Source organism: Pelagicoccus sp. SDUM812002, from assembly GCF_031127835.1.
GTDB lineage: Bacteria > Verrucomicrobiota > Verrucomicrobiia > Opitutales > Opitutaceae > Pelagicoccus.
This window is the reverse complement of the sequence record NZ_JARXHX010000008.1, coordinates 142,699-162,744: the sequence shown is the minus strand read 5'-3', so window position 1 is coordinate 162,744 and position 20,046 is coordinate 142,699. Positions and strand designations below refer to the sequence as shown.

15 protein-coding genes and 1 tRNA gene are annotated in these 20,046 nt (G+C 53.6%); 12 read left to right on the top strand and 4 right to left on the bottom strand.

Going from position 1 to position 20,046, the window contains the following annotated elements; all coding sequences use genetic code 11:
* Window position 1: 1 nt before the first annotated feature.
* Window positions 2-775: a succinate dehydrogenase cytochrome b subunit gene (locus QEH53_RS13335; protein WP_309023702.1), complete on the bottom strand. Its 774-nt coding sequence runs from the start codon at window positions 773-775 to the stop codon at window positions 2-4.
* Window positions 776-1,336: 561 nt separating this feature from the next.
* Between QEH53_RS13335 and QEH53_RS13330 the strand changes: the two genes are divergently transcribed.
* Complete coding sequence (locus tag QEH53_RS13330) at window positions 1,337-2,524, top strand: hybrid sensor histidine kinase/response regulator (RefSeq protein WP_309023701.1); 1,188 nt, start codon at window positions 1,337-1,339, stop codon at window positions 2,522-2,524.
* Window positions 2,525-2,579: 55 nt separating this feature from the next.
* On the opposite strand, the gene QEH53_RS13325 is transcribed toward QEH53_RS13330, so the two are convergent.
* Both QEH53_RS13325 and QEH53_RS13320 read right to left on the bottom strand, forming a co-directional pair.
* Complete coding sequence (locus tag QEH53_RS13325; RefSeq protein WP_309023700.1) at window positions 2,580-3,179, bottom strand: NUDIX hydrolase; 600 nt, start codon at window positions 3,177-3,179, stop codon at window positions 2,580-2,582.
* Window positions 3,180-3,236: 57 nt separating this feature from the next.
* On the bottom strand, window positions 3,237-3,857 hold the full coding sequence (locus QEH53_RS13320; protein ID WP_309023699.1) for a LysM domain-containing protein: 621 nt from the start codon (window positions 3,855-3,857) through the stop codon (window positions 3,237-3,239).
* A gap of 177 nt (window positions 3,858-4,034) precedes the next feature.
* Here QEH53_RS13320 and QEH53_RS13315 point away from each other — a divergent pair.
* The 11 genes from QEH53_RS13315 (at window position 4,035) to QEH53_RS13265 (ending at window position 18,462) form a co-directional block, all read left to right on the top strand.
* Window positions 4,035-4,111: transfer RNA gene (locus tag QEH53_RS13315), tRNA-Pro, on the top strand.
* An 808-nt stretch (window positions 4,112-4,919) separates the two neighbouring features.
* Window positions 4,920-5,960, top strand: coding sequence for a cytochrome c oxidase subunit II (gene coxB / locus QEH53_RS13310; protein WP_309023698.1), 1,041 nt, complete (start codon window positions 4,920-4,922; stop codon window positions 5,958-5,960).
* Between the two features lie 26 nt (window positions 5,961-5,986).
* Window positions 5,987-8,503 (top strand): cytochrome c oxidase subunit I, encoded by a 2,517-nt coding sequence (ctaD, locus tag QEH53_RS13305; protein ID WP_345785722.1) that lies wholly within the window; start codon window positions 5,987-5,989, stop codon window positions 8,501-8,503.
* Window positions 8,500-8,892, top strand: a complete 393-nt coding sequence (locus tag QEH53_RS13300) for a hypothetical protein (RefSeq protein WP_309023696.1) — start codon at window positions 8,500-8,502, stop codon at window positions 8,890-8,892. Before ctaD ends, QEH53_RS13300 begins: the two co-directional genes overlap by 4 nt.
* Window positions 8,893-8,930: 38 nt before the next feature.
* Entirely contained in the window at window positions 8,931-9,545 is a 615-nt protein-coding gene (locus tag QEH53_RS13295) for a cytochrome c oxidase assembly protein (protein ID WP_309023695.1), read from the top strand.
* A complete protein-coding gene (locus QEH53_RS13290; RefSeq protein WP_309023694.1) occupies window positions 9,542-10,606 on the top strand; it encodes a c-type cytochrome in 1,065 nt (354 codons plus the stop codon). Before QEH53_RS13295 ends, QEH53_RS13290 begins: the two co-directional genes overlap by 4 nt.
* Window positions 10,607-10,827: 221 nt before the next feature.
* On the top strand, window positions 10,828-12,405 hold the full coding sequence (locus QEH53_RS13285; protein WP_309023693.1) for a sulfatase: 1,578 nt from the start codon (window positions 10,828-10,830) through the stop codon (window positions 12,403-12,405).
* Between the two features lie 67 nt (window positions 12,406-12,472).
* The gene (locus tag QEH53_RS13280; protein ID WP_309023692.1) at window positions 12,473-13,933 is read left to right on the top strand and encodes a DUF4038 domain-containing protein; all 1,461 of its coding nucleotides are present in this window, start codon (window positions 12,473-12,475) and stop codon (window positions 13,931-13,933) included.
* Window positions 13,899-14,804 carry an alpha/beta hydrolase gene (locus tag QEH53_RS13275; RefSeq protein ID WP_309023691.1) on the top strand — a complete coding sequence of 302 codons (906 nt, stop codon included), beginning with the start codon at window positions 13,899-13,901 and terminating at the stop codon, window positions 14,802-14,804. The genes QEH53_RS13280 and QEH53_RS13275 overlap by 35 nt, the downstream gene beginning before the upstream one ends.
* A 162-nt stretch (window positions 14,805-14,966) precedes the next feature.
* Window positions 14,967-15,854 carry an alpha/beta hydrolase gene (locus tag QEH53_RS13270; RefSeq protein ID WP_309023690.1) on the top strand — a complete coding sequence of 296 codons (888 nt, stop codon included), beginning with the start codon at window positions 14,967-14,969 and terminating at the stop codon, window positions 15,852-15,854.
* 235 nt (window positions 15,855-16,089) lie between these two features.
* On the top strand, window positions 16,090-18,462 hold the full coding sequence (locus tag QEH53_RS13265) for an alpha-L-rhamnosidase C-terminal domain-containing protein (protein ID WP_309023689.1): 2,373 nt from the start codon (window positions 16,090-16,092) through the stop codon (window positions 18,460-18,462).
* Window positions 18,463-18,488: 26 nt separating this feature from the next.
* On the opposite strand, the gene QEH53_RS13260 is transcribed toward QEH53_RS13265, so the two are convergent.
* A complete protein-coding gene (locus tag QEH53_RS13260) occupies window positions 18,489-19,928 on the bottom strand; it encodes a glycoside hydrolase family 30 beta sandwich domain-containing protein (RefSeq protein WP_309023688.1) in 1,440 nt (479 codons plus the stop codon).
* Window positions 19,929-20,046 lie beyond the last annotated feature (118 nt).

Genomic DNA, 20,046 nt, shown 5'->3' with positions numbered 1-20,046 from the left:
TCTAGTTGTTAGCCGCGAGGCGAGTTTCACAAACTTGGCAATTCGGCGTGCAGAGCTCCACCGCACTAGCCTGGAAGTTCTCGTTCCGGATCTCGACAAATCCAAAGTAGCAGGCTCCCACGATGGCCGCGTTTCCTAGGAAATAAAGGATGCAGATCGCGATCGCCACCTTGTTCAATGGCCCCGCCCAAGTGCGTGTGCGAAGTCCGATCGATTGGAACATGCTCGAAATGCCGTGGCTCATGTGCAACGATAGCAGGGCGATCGCCACGATGTAAAATAGAGACACCAGGGGATCTTGGAAACCGAGCACCATCAAGGTGTGAACGTCGAGCACCCGCACCCCGTCGAGGTCTACCCAAAACAACTCTGGGCCATACGCCTGTTTCGTAGTGAAGTGCAGGATGTGGTAGATAATAAACGCTAGCACGATCAACCCGCTCCACTTCATCGTGCGAGAGGCGAATGAAGCCCGCAGGGTTTTCTGGTCTGCGTACCCCTTCTTACCACGGGCAGCCTTGTTCTCGATGACGAGAGCCACCGCCGACCAGATGTGCAGTGCGACCATCAGGAGCAAAAACGCTCGGACCGCCCAAAGGGCAGGGCCCATGGACTGCAGCAACTGGGCGTAGGCATTAATCTTCTCCGGTGCGGAGAAAACCTGCAGATTGCCGACCAAGTGGCCAATTACGAACCCGACAAGGACCAAGCCAGTGACCGCCATGATCACTTTCTTGCCGAGCGAGGTTTTGAATAGGGCGTTGAGGATATTCATCGGATAGCTAGTCATTACATCGCTCTCGGACTATCCAAACACGGACCGCCCTTAACGAAGGCCGAAACGAGTAATGTCTTATCTTTATTGGGTCAATTAGGAATCAGACATAAATCATTCATCCCGACAAAGATAAGCTTATGCCATTCTGAGTATTAGCGTTCCTGCTAGCACTGTCCGCTATTAGGAAACCTCAAGCGACTTCCACGAACGAACTCTCGCCTCGTCGGGCTTCGAACTTGCGAGAATCAGTAGTTGTACTAACGTGTCTTTCGACACCGTTACTGTCCCGTGATTCCATCATCCAAACTCTACTTACCTAAGCGTGGCAAAAGCCAACCGTTCTCGCAGAAGGCAATTCAGCAACCATGCCTCTTCCGATGCACGCAGATCGCCCGTGACCCGACACTTAGACCGACTCCGCATCCGATAGCGTCATTTTTTCTGAATACGTTATCCTTTGAGATTTCGCCCTCGTTTTTGATTGCAGAAGTGGCAACAACCTCATCTGCAGCTTTCGAGAACAAGTCGGCAGTGTAGCCAATCCCGCCGAAACCAAATATGAGTAGGAGATTCACAATTCTATACGTCGATGACGAACCAGGAAACCTCAGCGCCTTCCGGATAACCTTTCGCCGCGATTACAATATCCTACTCGCCGAAAATGCAGAGGAAGGACTGCGCCTATTCGAGCAAGAAGAAGTCGACCTAGTCCTCTCTGACCAACGCATGCCCGGTATGAGCGGAGTCCAGTTCCTCGAGCGTGTCAGTGAGATAAATCCCGGACCTTGCCGCATCCTAGTAACTGCCTACTCGGATATCGACGCGATCCAACAGGCCGTCAACCGAGCCAGCATCTTCAAATACGTGCGAAAACCCTGGGACACCGAGAAGCTCTCCAAGACCATCGAGCAAGCGCTCGAAGTCTATGGCCTCCGGAAAATGAACCGCGCCCTAAACGACGAACTTTCCGATAAGAACAAGGCCCTCGAGGAGGCCAACTTCACTCTCCGTGAAAGCGATCAACTCAAATACGACTTCCTCAGGATCATCAGCCACGAGATGCGCACCCCACTCAATGGACTCCGTGGAGCGGCCCAACTCCTAAAAATCAACACCGACAAAGAGCCGACTTCACAGAACAAAGAGCTTGTGACCATCGTCGAGTCCTCGACGCACCGCCTGGAGCAATTTCTATTGCTCGCCGAACGCATCACCAGCCTGAAAGCCAAGCGATATAAGCTCGAATTGCAGGAGACAGATATAGCGAGACTCATCAGAAACGCCGTCTCCACCATCGCCAGCGAGCTGGAGCAAAACCAGCAAAGCGTAAACTACGAGCTCTGCCCCTATACCCATACTCTCGCTGACTCCCAACTTCTAAGCATCTGCGTGCGCGAGATTCTCAACAACGCCGTTCGGCACTCGCCTCAAAGAGGTGAAATCACCATCCGCACACACAGCGCCCACGAGAAACTGGCGATAGAGGTGTCCGACCAAGGCACAGGCTTCCCAGAACCCGTTCTGAGAAATCTCTTCAAGATCTTCATCCGCGAGGATATCGGTCAAGATCGGGGCCTAGGCCTAAATCTAGCCCTCACCAAGCTCGTCATGGATCTGCACGGCGGCACAGCCCTAGCCTACAATAATCCCAAAGGAGGCGCCACCGTCCGCCTCTCTCTGAAACACGAGCTAGCGGCCGCCAGATCCAGCACCAATGCCGGTGGCATACCAGCTCCTCAGGCGTAAGAAACGTTGGAGAGACCGGTTGCGCCCGGTCCGCGTTGCAGGAGCTGCCCTTTGCCTACCGCCGTCGCGCCCGGATCTTCAGCCACTCGGGATAGAACTGAAACAAGGCCGCCACTACTAGCGAGTGCTTAACCTCACCTCGGTGTGCCATGGCGTAGACTTCGTCTACCGCGAAAAGACGGACTTCCATTTCCTCATGCTCGTCCCAATCGAGATCGGACTGCAGCGTCACCGACTCTGCCCAAACGAAATGACAGTAGTTATCTAAGATAGCAGGGTTAGCCGCCACCTTGCCGATCACACGACAATTGCTCGCTACATAGCCCGTTTCCTCTCGAAGCTCCCGCTCCGCCGCCACCAGCGGATCTTCCCCCGCATCCATGATACCGCCCGGAATTTCCCAAGAGGTCTCCTCGATGCCAAAGCGATACTGGCGTACCAGCACCATTTGATAATCCGGCGTGACCGGTATCACATTCACCCAGTCCGAAGTTTTGAGTACATAGAAATCCCCCTCCGACTTGCGAAGCGGATGACGAAGCCGACGCGAGACAAGGTCGAAGATTGGACAATGTACCAGCACCTTTTCGCCCAGCATATCCCAGGCGTGAACCAGCTCCTCGCCCGGCGAGCCCTGCCTGTCCGAGGAACTCATAGCCTTCTACGAAATCGCTTCCGTTTGCTCTCCACGCGAAGCGGCATCGAGACGCGATTAGTTGGAGGGAGCAGGAATAGATACCTGCTGGCCAATGCGAAGTCGACGCGGATCGATACCCGGATTAGCCGCCTGAAGCTGGCTCAAGGAAATCTTATAGGCTGCCGCGATTTTGCCCAACGTGTCGCCGCTCTTGATCGTGTAGACACCCGAAGAGCCCGGCTTAGTGTCCGGAGTTTTGGGCGCAGCTGCTGGAGCGCTGGAAGGTGACGAAGTCGACGAGGGAACCACCGAGACTTGTACGCCCTTCTCCTCTAGCTCTTCGACCATCTTCTTAGCAGTCAGCGCGTCGATTGTTACTTTGCGAATGTCGCTGCGGACCTTGGTCATATCCGAGCGGATCCCGGTAATCGCTTCATTTACGCTTTTGGAGAAATTGTTCATGCTAGTCGAGAGGCTCTCGACCCTTTCAGAAGTCTCTCGGAGGGATTCCTCGAGTCCGGAGTCCTGGCTCGCCGCGTTCTCGAGGCGGACAACTTCCTTCTCTAGCTCGGCAGCGCGGGTGAGTCCCATCCAACCGATGCCCAAAGCCGCGAGAGCTACAATCACCGCCGCGATAGCGATAAAGAGCGGCGTTTTCGAAGGTGAATCCAGTTCTGAAGAAGATAAGTTTTCCATTTTTCCGAGTCCAAGAGCCCAACGAGGGGCAAATTTACCAAAAACAAGAAGCGCATTCTCAGAGCGGCGCAACGCCTATTTCCCCCCATCCCCGAGAGAAATCGAGTCGAACCGAAAAGTTTCGGAACTTGTTCTTGACAGAACCCCGGATTCCCAATCTTTTGCTCCTCCTTTTTACGGGGTGTAGCTTAGCCTGGTAGAGCGCCTGGTTTGGGACCAGGAGGTCGAAGGTTCGAATCCTTTCACCCCGACCATTTTTGGAATGGGCAAAGAACCGTAGTGATAAAACTACGGTTTTTTTGTGCCCAGAAATCGCAACGTGAAAGGATTTGAACCTGAGAATAAGGTTTTACGGAGCACCTACAGCTTCTTGTCGCGAAGTCAGTTGCCGACAATTCCAATCAAATGGAAGGCGAAGTGATAGGACAGCTCAGAAGTGAGAATTACAAAGCCGCCACCGGCACAGCACCCATCAAATTGAGATGACTCTAATCCTCCAGACTGCATAGATCGACGAAGAGCCTACCATAAGCGCGAACCAAGATGCGATTTGCACGCAACAGAAAGCAATATGCACGCATATCCGCATTATTTGAAAGAAACATTATCTCCATCCATTTAAAGAGAAGCACAACCCACCGTGAACGCACCCGCCTCTCAAAGGCATCCCTACTTGTTCCATAGGTTGACCACAAACACACATAATGTATCCGTTTTTTATTACGGATACACAATACAACGATATCTGATCTAGTCTTTCAATGCGGACTTGAGAGAATTCAAAAATACCTTTTCCCTAGAACAGCAGCGGAGCGTTTGAGCTATTGACAATGAGATAATTAGCCGAAGCACCACGACCGCTTAGGGTTTCTAGCGTAATCGAGTCCACAGCCTTGAGAGTCTCCAATGGAGTTTTATCTTTCCGGTGCACTGGTGGAAACCTCATAGATAAAATCGAATTCGAATCTCGGTTAAATTTTAAAGATTTCACAAAAGCCAGACGCCCCAAATTAATTTGAGAACAACGAGAGACTTGGCCTGCAGCTTGCAGAAAAGCGGGCAATGCCTGACGAGCCGTCGTCTCAATTCACCCATTTCTTTGGGAAGCTGGAGCCGAAACAGAAGTACGGCCAGACCCTCGCGCTTGCCCCGATAGCTCTCGCTGTTCTATCTGGATGTCACGGACCGCAATCTGCCTTGAATCCGGCGGGCAAGGGTTCCGCACCCATCGTAGACCTGACAGTTTGGCTCACAATTGGAGCAGCGATTGTGTGGTTCTCGGTCATCGGTTTCGCTGTATACGCAATTCGGCTTAATCCTTCCGCCCACAACAGGCGGCGCGCGCGCCGTCTGATTATCGGGGGTGGAGCAGTGGTTCCCACCATAGTCCTCACGGTCATGCTGTCATACGGGCTTTCGATGATGCCCGAACAGCTCGCTCCTGCTCCAGATGGAAGCCAGCGTATCCACGTATCCGGGGAACAATGGTGGTGGAGATTTGAATACGAGTTGCCAAGTGGTGAATTTGTGGAAACTGCCAATGAGATTTGGCTGCCGCTCGATGAACCTGTTGAATTTCTGCTTAATAGCCCGGATGTAATCCATTCATTTTGGATTCCATCGCTGGGTCGGAAGCTCGATATGTTACCTGGCACCGAGACAAGGCTCGCTCTTCATCCGCTTAAAGAAGGCTACTATCGCGGGGTCTGCGCAGAGTTTTGCGGTGAATCGCATTCCCTAATGGCATTCGACGTGAAGGTCGTGCCGCGACGGGATTTCGACGCTTGGCTCGAGAGACAGCGGAGCGACGCGGTTATCCGATCTCTGGAACAGGAAGGAGCTCGCACGTTTACCCGCAACGGATGTGGCGCATGTCATACCGTACGAGGCACGTTCGCCGATGGCTCAATCGGTCCGGACCTGACTCACTTCGGATCTCGTGAAAGCATTGGTGCCGGTCTTTTCAAAAACCGAAAAGACAACCTCGAAGGTTGGCTCCGCAAAACGGATACACTTAAACCGGGCGTCAACATGCCGCACTACGCGATGCTCTCCAATGCTGAAATAGGGGCAATCGCCGACTATCTTCTTTCCCTCAAGTGAGCTCAGAAAACACAGAACCAAAACCAGTGCTGAACGACGCTAATCCTTCGCAAGAACTCAAGGAGGCTCAAGAGCGGCGTCTTCTCAAGGCCTGGCAGACTCCCAAAGGATGGCGATACTGGTCGGAAGTGAACAATACCTCGGTAGGACTATGGTACACCATAGCAGCCTTCGGCTTCTTTCTTTTTGCTGGCGTATTGGCACTTTTAATACGCATCCAGCTAGCGATACCTAACAACGATTTTCTCTCCGCCGACACGTACAATCAGGTATTCACGATGCACGGCTCGGTGATGATGTTCCTCTTTGCGGTACCGATTTTCGAGGCTATCTCCATATTGTTGATGCCACAAATGCTGGGAGCCCGCGACCTGCCGTTTCCGCGTCTTTCTTCGTTCGGGTTCTGGTGTTACCTGATCGGTGGCTTATTCGTTTGCGGGTCGATCTTTTTCGATGCAGCCCCGAAAGGCGGTTGGTTCATGTATCCACCCCTCACTACCGATTATCAAACCGGAATCGGTGCAGATATCTGGCTGCTTGGCCTGAGCTTTATCGAAATCGCATCGCTCGCTGCTGCCGTGGAACTCATCGTAGGGGTTTTAAAGTGCCGTCCTCCTGGCATGAGGATCAACCTCATACCGCTGTACGCTTGGTACATCCTTGTAGTGGGGGCAATGATACTATTCGCATTCCCGCCTCTCATCGCTGGAGATATCTTGCTTGAATTAGAACGCCTGCTTGATTGGCCTTTTTTCGATCCGGAACGCGGGGGCAATCCCCTTCTATGGCAGCACTTATTTTGGATTTTCGGGCATCCGGAGGTATACATTGTATTCCTGCCCTCCATCGCACTCGTCGCTATGATCGTGCCGACCTTCGCCCGCACCCGCATGGTCGGATACAGCTGGATTGTATTGGCTGCCGTGGGTACCGGTTTTCTGAGTTTCGGGCTTTGGGTGCACCATATGTTTACCACAGGACTGCCAGGGATTTCACTTTCGTTTTTCTCCGCAGCATCAGAAGCAGTCGCAATCCCCACCGGAATCCAATTTTTCTGTTTTCTTGCGACGCTCATAGCGGGCAAAGTAACCCGATCAGTTCCCATTCTTTTCGTGTCAGCTGGTCTGGCTACTTTTATCATCGGCGGGCTGACCGGAGTTATGGTCGCGCTCGTTCCCTTCGATTTCCAGGCGCACGATACTTACTTCATCGTTGGGCACCTACATTACGTGCTCGTGGGCGGGACAATTTTTCCAATCATCGCTGGCATCTATTATTTCTATCCGATGGTTACAGGGAAGCTTCTGTCCGATAAACTTGGATACGCGTCCTTTTGGTTTCTTATCGTGGGGTTCAATGTCACATTCTTTCCGATGCATATCTCGGGCTTGATAGGAATGCCGCGTCGCGTGTTCACTTACCCAGCTGGTGCGGGTTTCGATATTCTCAACCTTGTTTCAAGTATCGGTGCTGGCATATTGGCCATCGGATTTGCGATCTTTCTCTGGGATTTTCTACGTCCTCGCAAACGCCAACCGTATGCTCCTCGAAATCCTTGGAATGCGGGCACCCCAGAATGGCTCGCACACAGCCCAAGCAAGCCGTGGGGCGTTCGTTCCGTTCCTGAAGTGAAAGCGCGTTACCCAATCTGGGATCAGCCAAATTTTGTCGAAGATGTAGACGAGGGACGCTTTTATTTGCCGGACGCCAAAGAAGAGAGACGCGAGACTTTGATTAGCTCAATCGTCGATTCGGTTCCCCAATATTGCCATCGGCTTTCATCACCTAGTTTCCTGCCACTTACAGCTGCCCTGTTCACGGGAGGCACTTTCGTCTTCGCGACGTTCCACTATTGGTGGAGCGCCGCGATTTGCGCCGGCTTCAGCTTTGCAACGATCGTCGCCTGGCTCTGGACCGGTACGGCGACCATTCCAGAAAAGCCAGACAAACGGATCAAAGGGGAACAGCGGGCTCCGCTCTACCTATCGGGCAGCAAGTCAGTGGGATGGTGGGCTATGTTTATAACTATGCTTGGCGACTTTACCGCATTCGCATCACTCATTTTCGCATATTTCTTCTACTGGACTGCAAGCGAGGAGTTCATTTCCCAAGCCATGTCGCGGGAAATGATAACGCTATTCATTGCCTCCTGTTGTTGTGGCTTGCTCGCATGGCTTTCGACGCTGCTAGCTCGAAAACTCAATAAATGGGAAACCTCGGTTCTCTACTTCGTCGCAATTGCATTCTCCGCTATCTGTTCTCTATCCGGTGCCACGTTGATTGTAATTGCATTGAGAAACTCCGGTTTCGATCCGACGGCTGACGTCTACCCGGCCATTGTCTGGGTCATCTCATTATGGATGGGGCTCCACCTTGCCCTAGGCGGTGTCATGCAATTGTACTGCTTAGCTCGCAAAGCCGCGAAGAGGATGACCGGGGAGTACGATATCGATATTCAAAACGTAAGTCTCTACTGGCACTTCGCAGCCCTGACGACCGCGATTACCATTCTAACTCTTTGCGGATTTCCGTCCCTCGCATGATCTATCAAGGAAAAGGTCCGTCCCATGAATCCAAGCAAAGCCTTTGGTTGCTGACGGCAGCTCCAATGATATGGGCAGGCCATTTCATCCTCTGCTATGTAACAACCGCGATCTGGATTGAGAAAGTCGCAGGGAGAGACGCTAGCTTGCTTCCTATGAGGCTGACAATCGGCGGGTATACTTTGTTAGCATTCATCGGTATTGGGGTTGTATTCGGGATCGGAAATCGTCGTCGCAACTTGGATACAGAAAAGAAATCCACGGACAACGACACCCCCGATTGCCGCCATCGGTTTCTCGGTTTCGCGACCATCCTGCTTTGCTGCCTGAGCGTGGTGGCTACTCTCTTTACCTCTCTGGCCGCAGTCTTTGTGCAAACCACTCACTGATGAAAATGCGCAGTGTTATAATTTTATTCTCCCTTGCCATGCTGCTCGCCCTTTGGTTTGGCCCGCTCGCAGTGTCAAGCCGCTATTCGTTTGCGGCTCACATGACAATCCACATCGGCGTTGTGGCATTCGCTAGCGCTGGGCTCGCGCTCGGTATTGCGGGAACTCGATTCGATCCGAGCCGCCGCTTCGCAGCAGCCTTCTCGCCGCTAATCGCGTCCTTCGTGGATCTCGCAATTATTTGGATCTGGCATCTGCCGTCACTCCATGAGTGGACACGCTCGAGCACGGCTGGATTCGTCTTAGAACAACTCTGTTTCTTGTTCGGCGGTATGTGGCTCTGGCTTTCTGCCTTCGGCGGTCAACGGAAATCGGAGCAGTCCCGCAATCGCCGTGCCTCAGGAGTCGCAGGGTTGCTACTGACCAGTATGCATATGACACTCCTCGGAGCACTGCTGGCCCTAACTCCTCGTGCCCTCTTTCCTAGCGAGCTGGTTTGCACCGGAGAAGCTTGGGCACTAGACGATCAACAACTGGGAGGAACGATCATGCTTCTTGGCGGCGGCATTGCGTACCTTGCGGGTGGATTGGGGCTCACTGCGTGTCTCCTCCGTGAAAAACAACACCCTACTGAAACCTCTTTGTATTCATGAATCGTCTACTGAAAATCATTGGTGCGGTCTCTCTTCTGGGTGCGCTTTTGGGTGGCATTATGGTGATCGCTGGTTTGCTGCCGCTGACAGCGAGTTCAGGGCATTGGTGGATCACGCGTGCCGCATTAGAGTTCGGAAAAAAGAGAGCCCTTTCTACCCAAAGCCATGGCATTCAAGCCCCAGACTTGAACGATCCCGAACTCATCGATCTCGGTGCGGGCGCCTACACGTTGAGTTGCATGCCCTGCCATGGAAATTTGAATACTGGCACAGGCGGTATCACCTTAGGAATGTTGCCGCAACCCCCGCATCTCAGTCATTTCATTGAGGGGTACCAGCCTCCAAAGTTGTTCTATATTATAAAAAACGGCATCAAACTCACGGGCATGCCAGCTTGGGCAGCTCAAGGCCGGGATGATGAAGTCTGGTCTATTGTCGCTTATATCACTTCTCTAAAAAAAACAGGTCACGGGCAAATCGAAGCATCGTTTCCAACCACGCCCACTCCACCTATCGAGTCGAAATCGTTTCCAGGAGACGTGATCATTGATTCATGCATGCTTTGCCACGATTCCAGTGCCGAACAACCAGATAACCGCTTCATCCCCATCCTCGCTGGCCAAAGCAAATCCTATTTGAGAGAAGCCCTTCACGCTTACCAAAAACGCGAGCGAGCCAGTGGCATCATGCAATCAGCCACGGTCTCCTTAGACGGGAGCACTATTGGCAAACTAGCAGACTACTTTGCGAGCCTTGACGCACCTTCGAAAATTCAACCCGATAAAGCTCCTGAGCTAGGGCAACAGCTCGCCCTGCATGGGGATCCCAGTAGATTGATCCCTTCGTGTATAGATTGCCATGACCCGGAAGGAGCAGAGAGAAAACCGGAATTCCCCCTTCTCTACGGCCAGCCAGAAACTTATCTCAAGACCCAACTCGAACTGTTTCGGGACGGCGTTCGAGGCGGAGGAGAGGCTGTCCACTTAATGCAAGAGTTTGCCCACCGGCTCACTGAGGATGACATCGACGCCCTCGCCGGTTACTTTTCGAAAACTGAGTGAGCGCCGCTTTCGGCACGGCCTCGCCATCTCGCGAAACCCATTATTAGCTGTTGACCAACAACGATCTGCTCTAGCCCTTTCGCCCCCTAACCATTTTAAGTGGAAACAGCACGGCGGTTCACTCGCGTTCTTTCTCTTCGCGAGAGCCCAAACCGCGGTTACTAAACGGTGTAAACCCCAAACAGTTGGCTAATGACCTCACCCTCGTCAGCATGCGATCCATGCCACCCCCAAATATTCTCTGGATCTCATTCGAAGACTTCAGCCCTCGGCTTGGCTGCTACGGAGATCGCTTTGCCCAAACACCCAATATAGACCGCCTGGCCGCACAGGGAATTCGCTACGAAAACGCCTTTGCAGTCGCAGGTGTCTGCGCCCCTAGCCGCTGCTCAATCATCACTGGAATGTATCCTACCAGCATCGGCGCCCACCACATGAGGACCACGCACGAGCATCCGATGGCGCCCGACCTCCCGACCCCCTACGAGGTCGTACCGCCGCCTTACGTTCGACTTTTGCCAGAGATTCTACGCTCCCACGGATACTACACCTGCAATAACGAGAAGACCGACTACCAATTCAGCGCGCCCTTCACCGCCTGGGACGACTGCAGCACCAGCGCCCAATGGAGAAACCGACCCTCTCACAAGCCATTCTTCTCAGTCTTCAACAACGTCCAGACCCACGAAAGCAATATGTGGCCGGACAAGGGGCCTCTTCCGAAGATCGATCCCGATAAGTTGGTCCTGCCACCACTTGTTCCAGACACTCCCGCCGCTCGCGAAGCCCTAGCTCGCCACTATGAGAACATCGCCAGTAACGACGCTTGGGCAGGGCAGATTCTTCGCGAGCTCGAAGAGGACGGAGAGCTCGAAAATACGATCATCATGTTTTGGAGCGACCACGGTGAGGGGCTTCCCAGAGCGAAACGTTGGCCCTACGACGCTGGGATAAAAGTCCCGCTTATCGTTAGGATTCCCCACTCTCTTGAAGCCGGTACCGTCAAGGAAGACCTCGTCAGCCTGGTCGACCTCGCCCCCACGACCCTCGCCCTCGCTGGCATCGACCCACCGACTTACCTCGAAGGCCAAGACTTCCTCAGCAGCCTATCCACGCCTCGTAGTTGCATATTCGCGACACGGGACCGGTACGACGAATCCTACGATCACGTCCGGGCCATACGCGACGATCGTTACAAGTACATTCGTAACTACTATCCCAATACACCCTATCTCCAGTGGATTCCCTACCGAAATCGGCATCCTGCGGTGAAGGAACTCTTCCGCTTAAAAGCATCCGGCGTACTGACAGAAGCCCAAAAATCCTTTCTCGGAAATCGCCCGGCCGAAGAACTTTACGATACCGTCAACGACCCCAATGAACTCGTAAACCTCGCTGGAAAGCCGGAGTTCGCCGAGCAGATGCAATCACTCCGCGAACAGCTCGACACGTGGCAAGCGAAGTTTGATCGGTATGGAGATATTCCCGAAAGCCAGATGGTACGCAACTGGCGGCCCGATGGGATACAACCCCAAACCGCTACACCGATAGCCCTAGCTCTCTCCGATGCGACCCTCGGCTATCGAACGGAAGACCCGCTTGCCAAGCTCGAACCGGGCGAGTTGGTCCAACTCCATTGCTCTACCCAAGGCGCATCCATCGGATACCGCTTTGAAGAAGAACCATGGCAGCTCTACACAGAGCCCTTCCTCCTTCCCGCCCACGCCACGACACTCACCGCGAAAGCGATTCGCATCGGCTCTGAGGAAAGTGCCGAGACAACCTACCGTTTAGGTTAACTTAACCCGTGAAGGTGCCGCAGTAGGAACTTCACCCGGGTGACGGCAAATCCTAGCATCATCCCGCATGAATTTACCGCCCCTCCTTCTCGTCGCCCTATTCGCAACCAACGCGGCTTGGAGCTCTGTACACCCAACCCAAGTCAGCGAAAACGGACGCTTCCTCGAAACTAGCGACGGCCAACCCTACTTTTGGCTGGCTGATACCGCCTGGTCCCTCTTCCACCACCTCGACCGCGAGGAGGCAACCGTCTATCTGGAGAAACGCTCCGAGCAAGGGTTTAACGTTGTCATGGCAGTCGCCCTCGCCGAACCAGACGGACTGCGAACCGAGAACGCCTACGGGGAACTCCCGCTACATGACCTGGACCCCTCGCGTCCCAACGAGGCCTATTTCGAGCACATCGACTTCGTCGTTGCGAAAGCGAACGAACTGGGAATCACCATCGGCTTGCTGCCGACTTGGGGCGACAAGTTCAACCTGAAATGGGGCGTTGGCCCCGAAGTCTTCGACCCGCAAAACGCCTTCGACTATGGACAATTCATTGGTAGTCGCTACGCGGATACATCCGTGGTATGGATCCTCGGAGGAGATCGCAGTCCGGAGTCGCAAGCTCACCTCGATATCATCCACGCCATGGCCCGCGGAATACAAGCGGGCGACCACCGCGGCCACCTGATGACCTACCACCCGCAAGGGCACCGGAGCTCATCGCTCTACTTCCACGAATCCGATTGGCTCGACTTCAACCTACACCAAAGCGGTCACGGCAACGTCGACTTCGCGAACTACAAGGCCACCTTACGAGACTACGCTCTCGTTCCAACAAAACCCGCTATGGACGGCGAGCCGTGCTACGAAGACCACCCCGTCAACTGGAAGCCCGAACTCGGTTGGTTCGACGAATTCGACGCCCGCCGGGCAGGCTACTGGTCGATACTATCGGGAGCCTCCGGGCATGCCTACGGCCACCACAGCGTCTGGCAGATGTGGGAACCCGGGAGAGAGCCTATCTCTAGCGCCCGCACTCTATGGCAAGAGGCCATCGACTATCCCGGAGCCCGTCAGCTCGGCTATCTTCGCAAGGCTTTCGAATCGATTCCCTGGTACGACTTAAGCCCCAAAAGCGAGTTGCTGGTGAGCGGACCCAGCACCGGCGCCAATGCCGTTTTGGTAGCGGCCAGTCCGGACCACTCCACGGTTCTAGCCTATACACCGCATGGAGAAAGTTTCACCATCCAATTGCCGGGCATAAAGACTTCAAAAATCGATGCCCAGTGGTTCAACCCCCGCGATGGGGACTCACAATCGTTTGAGCCCAGAACTCCGCAAGTCACCAACCTGTGGGAATTCAATCCCCCCTTCGGAACCGGAACGCGGCAACGATTGGCTTCTCATCCTCGATGCACTTTAAATCGAGGTAGGAATGACGCAGACACGGCCCTTCAGCTTTATCTTACACCTCTTGCCATCAGCCGCCCTCTTGGCGCTATTGATATCAAGTCAAACCACAGCCCAGGAAGATAAGACTCCACCTGATGAGGCAGCCCCCGGCGAGGAGCTGCGGTTCATCGATATCGAGTATGTCGAAAATGGGCATCCGCAGCAAAAGCTGGACCTCTATCTTCCCCATTCGGGAAACGGACCCTGGCCTGTGATAGTGTGGATCCACGGCGGTGGCTGGTTCATGGGCTCGAAAGACAATTGCTTGCCGCTTGAAATGGGATTTCTCGATGAAGGCTTCGCCATCGCCAGCATCGACTACCAACTAACAGGCGTGGCCCCCTTCCCCGCCCAGATCCAGGACGTAAAGGCAGCCGTACGCTGGCTCCGGAAAGCGGCGGCGGACTACTCGCTCGATCCGGATCGCTTCATTGCTTGGGGAGACTCCGCCGGCGGTCACCTGGCGGCGCTGCTCGGGACATCTGCTGGAGAAAAAAGCTTCTCAGTCGGCGCCAATCTGGATCAGTCGGAATCAGTGGCAGCCGTCTGCGATTTCTACGGCCCGACTGAATTTATATCCTTTGTGCAGACACCGGGCTACGAATCCCACGCCGCACCGAACTCTCCGGAGTCGCGGCTCATGGGGGCACCAGTACTCGATCGACCAGACCTTGCAAACAAACTAAGCCCACTAACATATATCGATCCCAGCGATCCTCCGTTTCTCATTATCCATGGTAGTAAGGATACAGTCGTACCCGTTAACCAAAGCGAGCAGCTCGCAAGTCAGCTCAACAGGGCGGGCGTTCCCGTATTATTCGAAATCCTCGAAGAAGCAAAACACGGAGGCCCTGCATTCTCGAGTGACGTTATAAAACAATCGGTTTTAGGTTTCATAAATACATCTTTATATGGCGGACCGCCCCACTCAAATTTAGAAGCAGACAATCAATAATTCAGAATAAATTGCCACACAGACGGGTTTCTAAAGATAAATGCCGTTTGGCTTAACTGGAAAAGCGGAGACGAAACTTCAACGAAGGCGCCAGCGAGCTATCACTCATGTAGTGACAAATCGCGTCGATCGAGTTTGTCCCAGGTCAACCCCGATTACGCAATGAGTAAGCCCCATTCCAGCTATCTGAAGAATCCCACCATAATTCGGTTATGGAGTGACGACGCCCCGAATAATAAGGCGTCAACAAAAGCTGAATACACAGAGGAGAAAAACGGCATAACGCTCATACGCTGTGTGCAAGAGCCGACTATAGAAGTTCGCCTACCCGCTAAACGTCAGATAAACACTCCAACTGTTCTCATCTTTCCTGGCGGCGGTTACGAATGCTTGGCGTATGAGTGGGAAGGAGTTGAGATTGCTAGTTTACTGAACGCCCACGGTATCGCAGCAGTCATTGTCAAATATAGACTACCCGATCCCGAATCGAATATCGCCTCGCACATCGTACCCTTGCTCGATGCAGAACGAGCCATAAGGACCGTGAGGCAAAACGCGGCTGTTTGGGGAATCGACAGAGAACGGATCGGAGTCATCGGCTTCTCAGCTGGCGGTCATTTGGCTTCCACCTTGGGAACACAGTTTACAACTGGAAACGAAAAAGCCCCGGACCCGATCGACCGGCTTTCTTCTCGGCCAGACTTCATGGGACTGGTCTATCCTGCCACCGAGTTCAGCAATTCGGTCTCCGAGTCCGCCTCGCGGGACAACTTGCTGGGCAAGGAGCCCAGCGAGCCCTTGATCGAGCGCTACTCGAATCGGCTGCATATCACACCTGAGACACCTCCCACCTTCCTGCTTCACGCATCCGACGACGAGGTGGTACCAGTTTCCGGTACCGTCTCCTTCTACCAAGCCCTACTCCGAGAAGGAGTTTATGCGGAAATGCATCTATACCCGAACGGGGGGCACGGCTTTTCCCTAGCACACGACAGGGGGCGACTGGCAAATTGGGGCCGTCTTTTCGTCGATTGGATTAAAGCCCTGTGATCTGCCTATTTCCAAAGAATCCAATCCTTGAAACGACACGTTCGTCTTAAATTTCACAGTCTCCCGCGGATGAACTTCACGAGAAAAGTCCAATAAACAAATGCCCGAAAACGCCACCCGTCTATTATCCATAGGAGAAACGATTTTGCCGAAGATCGTCACCGGCTCTTGAAGATCAATTTAAGACACCCCCCTTACACAACCCGTATTTCAATCGATCACCAAACATTTCCCTATGCCCCCTGCTAGCAAAATAGCACTCCACCTACACCGCTTGACCGACGAGCTTCCCTGCTTGCGGGCTCTGTTCGCCTGGATAGATGACGAAAGCCCGCGCCCCAACTCTTCTTGCCTCTTCCGTCGAGAGTTTGAGCTGGTCGAACTCCCGGAAAGCTACGAGATCATCGTCACCGCGGATAGCAGATACAAGCTATGGCTAAACGGCAGCTTGATTGGACGCGGCCCGCTCAAAGGCACGACTCAGCATTACCGCGCCGAGACCTACGATTTGGCGCCCTTGCTAAAGAAAGGAGGCAACGTTTTGGCGGTCGAGGTGCGCTGGTTTGGTTGGCAAGGCCCCGTCAGCGAGGTCCACAGCGAAATCGCGGGCCTGTTCGTCCAAGGCCTAAACGACGAAACGCTCGACACACCGGGCCACTGGCTCGTCACCCGAAACGCTTCCTATTCGCCAAACAGCAGCGCTCCCGAACACCGAGCTTTCCAATTTCTCGGTTGGATGGATAAAATCGACACCGCCAAACATCAAGCGGATTGGAAGGAACTCGATTTCGACGCTACGAGCTGGACTCCAGTGGTTGGCATCGGATTCCCGCCCACTCCAGACCAGTGGGGCGTCGAATCCTCTCACAATCTTGTCCCTCGAGAAGTACCGATGCTTTCAGAGAAGCAATGCGATTTCGCACGCTGCATCGTCAACAGAGAGCGTATCCACTTCCCAGTGAGAATCGAAGAAAGTGAAGGCGGCGAAATATGGCTCGACGTGGGAAGGCTAACCACCAGCTACCCGATGCTTGAATTCGAAGGCGGAAAGGATCGCGAAATCCGTGTCGTCTATGCCGAAGCCCTAGGAGAATGGGTCGATGATCCGCAGTTGGGCAGGGTCTGGCAAAAAGGTCAGCCGCGCGACGATTTCACCCGCCTCGAACCAGACGGTTACTACGACGTACTTACCCTTTCGGGCGATTCCTACCTTTTCGAACCCTTTCATTGGAGAGCCTTCTGGTTCATTAAGATCGAAATCGGGCCGGGCCAAGAAGCCGTGACACTCAAGTCCGCATCGCACCGATTCGTCAGCTTTCCACAGAAATTCAATGCTCGATTTGAGAGCTCGATCCCAGAGTCCGACAGACTACTCGAAACAAGCATACGCACGCTTCAGCTTTGCGCACACGAGACATACGAAGACTGTCCCTACTACGAACAACTTAACTATGTAGCGGATACGCGACTACAAATAATCTCAAGCTACTACCTCGCTAACCAAACCGAACTCGGTAAGCGCTGCATCCGACTCTTCCGCGATTCTATTTGCTCGAAAGGCCTTACCGCGAGCCGCGAACCCTCACGGCGACGCCAGGAAATACCAGCTTTTTCCCTTCACTGGGTTCTCATGGTGCACGATTACTGGATGTGGGTGGGAGAGCCGGGTCGCGATTTCGTCAAAACATGTCTGCCAGGAATCCATAGCGTACTCAGCTATTTCCGCGAACGCATAAACGATAAGGGCTTTGTGGGCGGAGTGAAAAGTTGGTCTTGGATCGATTGGGTAGACGATTGGGACAACGGCATCTCACCGGCCGCTCACGCCGGTACGGGCAGCTCTTACCTTACCGCCCTTTTCGCTCTGGCGGCCCACACAGTGGTCGATTTGCACGAGAAGCTGGGAGATCCTCAGGAGGCCCGCCTTTGGCAGCGGACTAGCGAGACGCTACGGCAAACGATTCGAGATCGAGCTTGGTCCCAAGAAGATGGATACTTTTCAGAAGGTCCGCATCACCAAAGCCACGAACACACGCAGCACACGCAAGCGTTCGCTATCTTGTGCGGTGCCACTACACCCGAACAAAACGCTTTACTAAAGGATAGGATCCTAGACGATCCAGAACTTCACAAGATGTCTATGTTCCAGCGCTTTTACCTTTCGCGCGCCATGCAGGAGATCGGCATTTACCATCGGCTCTTTCCCGAAGTCCTCGCTCCATGGTACCGGATGCTGGAGAACGGTTTCTCGACTTGGCCGGAAAAGGAAGTCGACCCTCGCAGCGATTGCCACGCATGGAACAGCTGGATCGCCATCGATCTCTTCGACAGCGTCCTCGGAGCCCGGCCGGCTAAACCCGGATGGAAGGAAATTGAGCTTCAGCCTCAGTATTCAATTTCCAACTACGCATCAGGAAGCTTCGAGACCCCTGTCGGTGAAATATCGGTATCGTGGTCACGAGACGAGGCTGGCACACTCGCCTTCGAAGCCAAGGTGCCCTTCGGGATCTGCACTCACCTGAAACTACCCGACGGTGACTTCCAAATTTGCGAAAACGGTGGTACGATCAGTTTCTCTTGGGGCGCCAATGACATGGCATTCGCCTAACACTTAATAAGTTCGATGTGTTTGGCCTATCGTCCTGCGGTTCCGATCAATGTCGTTATAGACATGCCCGGTACCGTGAAACTGATTTCACTGCCCGCCAATTGACTAAAGTTGATCGCCTCATGGTCTAGCGTCTCACTTGTCTGATAAGCTGTCCAACTCTCTGCGTATTCGCTATTCTTATACGATAGGCTCACAGGCTGATCGTTATCGGATTGATTGATAATCACCGTCACCAGCTCGCCGCGCTGTTCGTCAATGTACGAACTCGCCAGAATTGAATCGTTAGCACCTTCGAATCGTTCGGTCGTTACGCGCTTAGCCCCAGGTCGGATGTGCTTCCAAAAATGCATCGTCGCATAGGTTTTCTTAGTAGCATTGCGGTGGGCCATGAAATCGTGCTCGGAGCCCTGGCCGCCTTCGCCGCCAGCGAGCTGCCATCCGCAGAAGAGGCTCACATTGCTGTGCTCGAGTGCTACATGAAGCCGTGGAGCAATCCCGCTGGTTATCGGGGCTGGCCATTCGTGCTTTCCCGATCCACCTTCGGTCACCCAGTACGGCAAGCCGAATTGCTTGATCGAGTTCCAGTAGGCGACCGTAGACTGCCTATTGTCGGAACGAATCCCATCCGTGTATCCGTGAGTAGCAAAGGCGTCGAAATACTTCGCCACGTCTGGCGACATCAGGGCATCGACAAATGGCTTGTGACGCACCTCATCGCTATAGTTCGCCATGGTCATATCCTCCGGACCGAAAAACAAGGGCTTCCGCACGCCTTCGCTCTCGAACATCTCGCCCGTAATTCGAACAACTTTCGCGTATTCTTCCGCTGAATACATTGCGGATTCGTACCATTGCGTGAAGAGAAGCTCGTTTTGCAGGCTGATAGCGTAAAAAGGAGTGCCTTGCGATTCCATGTAGCGGCACCACTCCACCACCCACTTGGCGAAATGCTGGTAGTGGCTATCCCGCAAGCGATTGTCGTCGTCGTAATCTCTTTTCTCGCTGAGCAGGAAACCTCCTGCGGTTCCTTTGTGCGAATCGTTTTCCTTCATCCAATGCGGAGGGCTCCAGACCGAACCGATTATACGGACCTCGGGATTAGCCTCGACCATCGCCTTAGCCCAGTCGACATTCACCTTACCCCGCATCCCTGTGCCTTTCCACTTGAAGTTCTCGTAGGAAATATCCTTCCAATCATCGATTGGGTCCGGGCTTATCTCACCCCATATTTGCAGACGAAAGACGCTCATGCCCAACTCATTAGCGGCGTAATCGGCAAAGGTCTCGTCATAGAACAATGGAATCATCGGAGCCGTCCACCCATTTATGGAGCTGCCAAATCCCTGCACAGTCTGCTTGGTCTCGCCTGCATCGACGGACAGTTGCGTGACGTTCTCTCCTTCGCAGGAGGCGATTAGGAGGCCGGCTGCAAGCGCGACGCTAAAAAAGTGGAGTGGCTTCATTCTTCTGGGGGGCTTCGAGTGATTGGTCCAAGACGTGGATAAACAACTGATAAAGGTGATTTCTCGGCCCGAATAAAGTGATACCGTGCACCGCTGATCCCGTTATGTTCAACGGTCG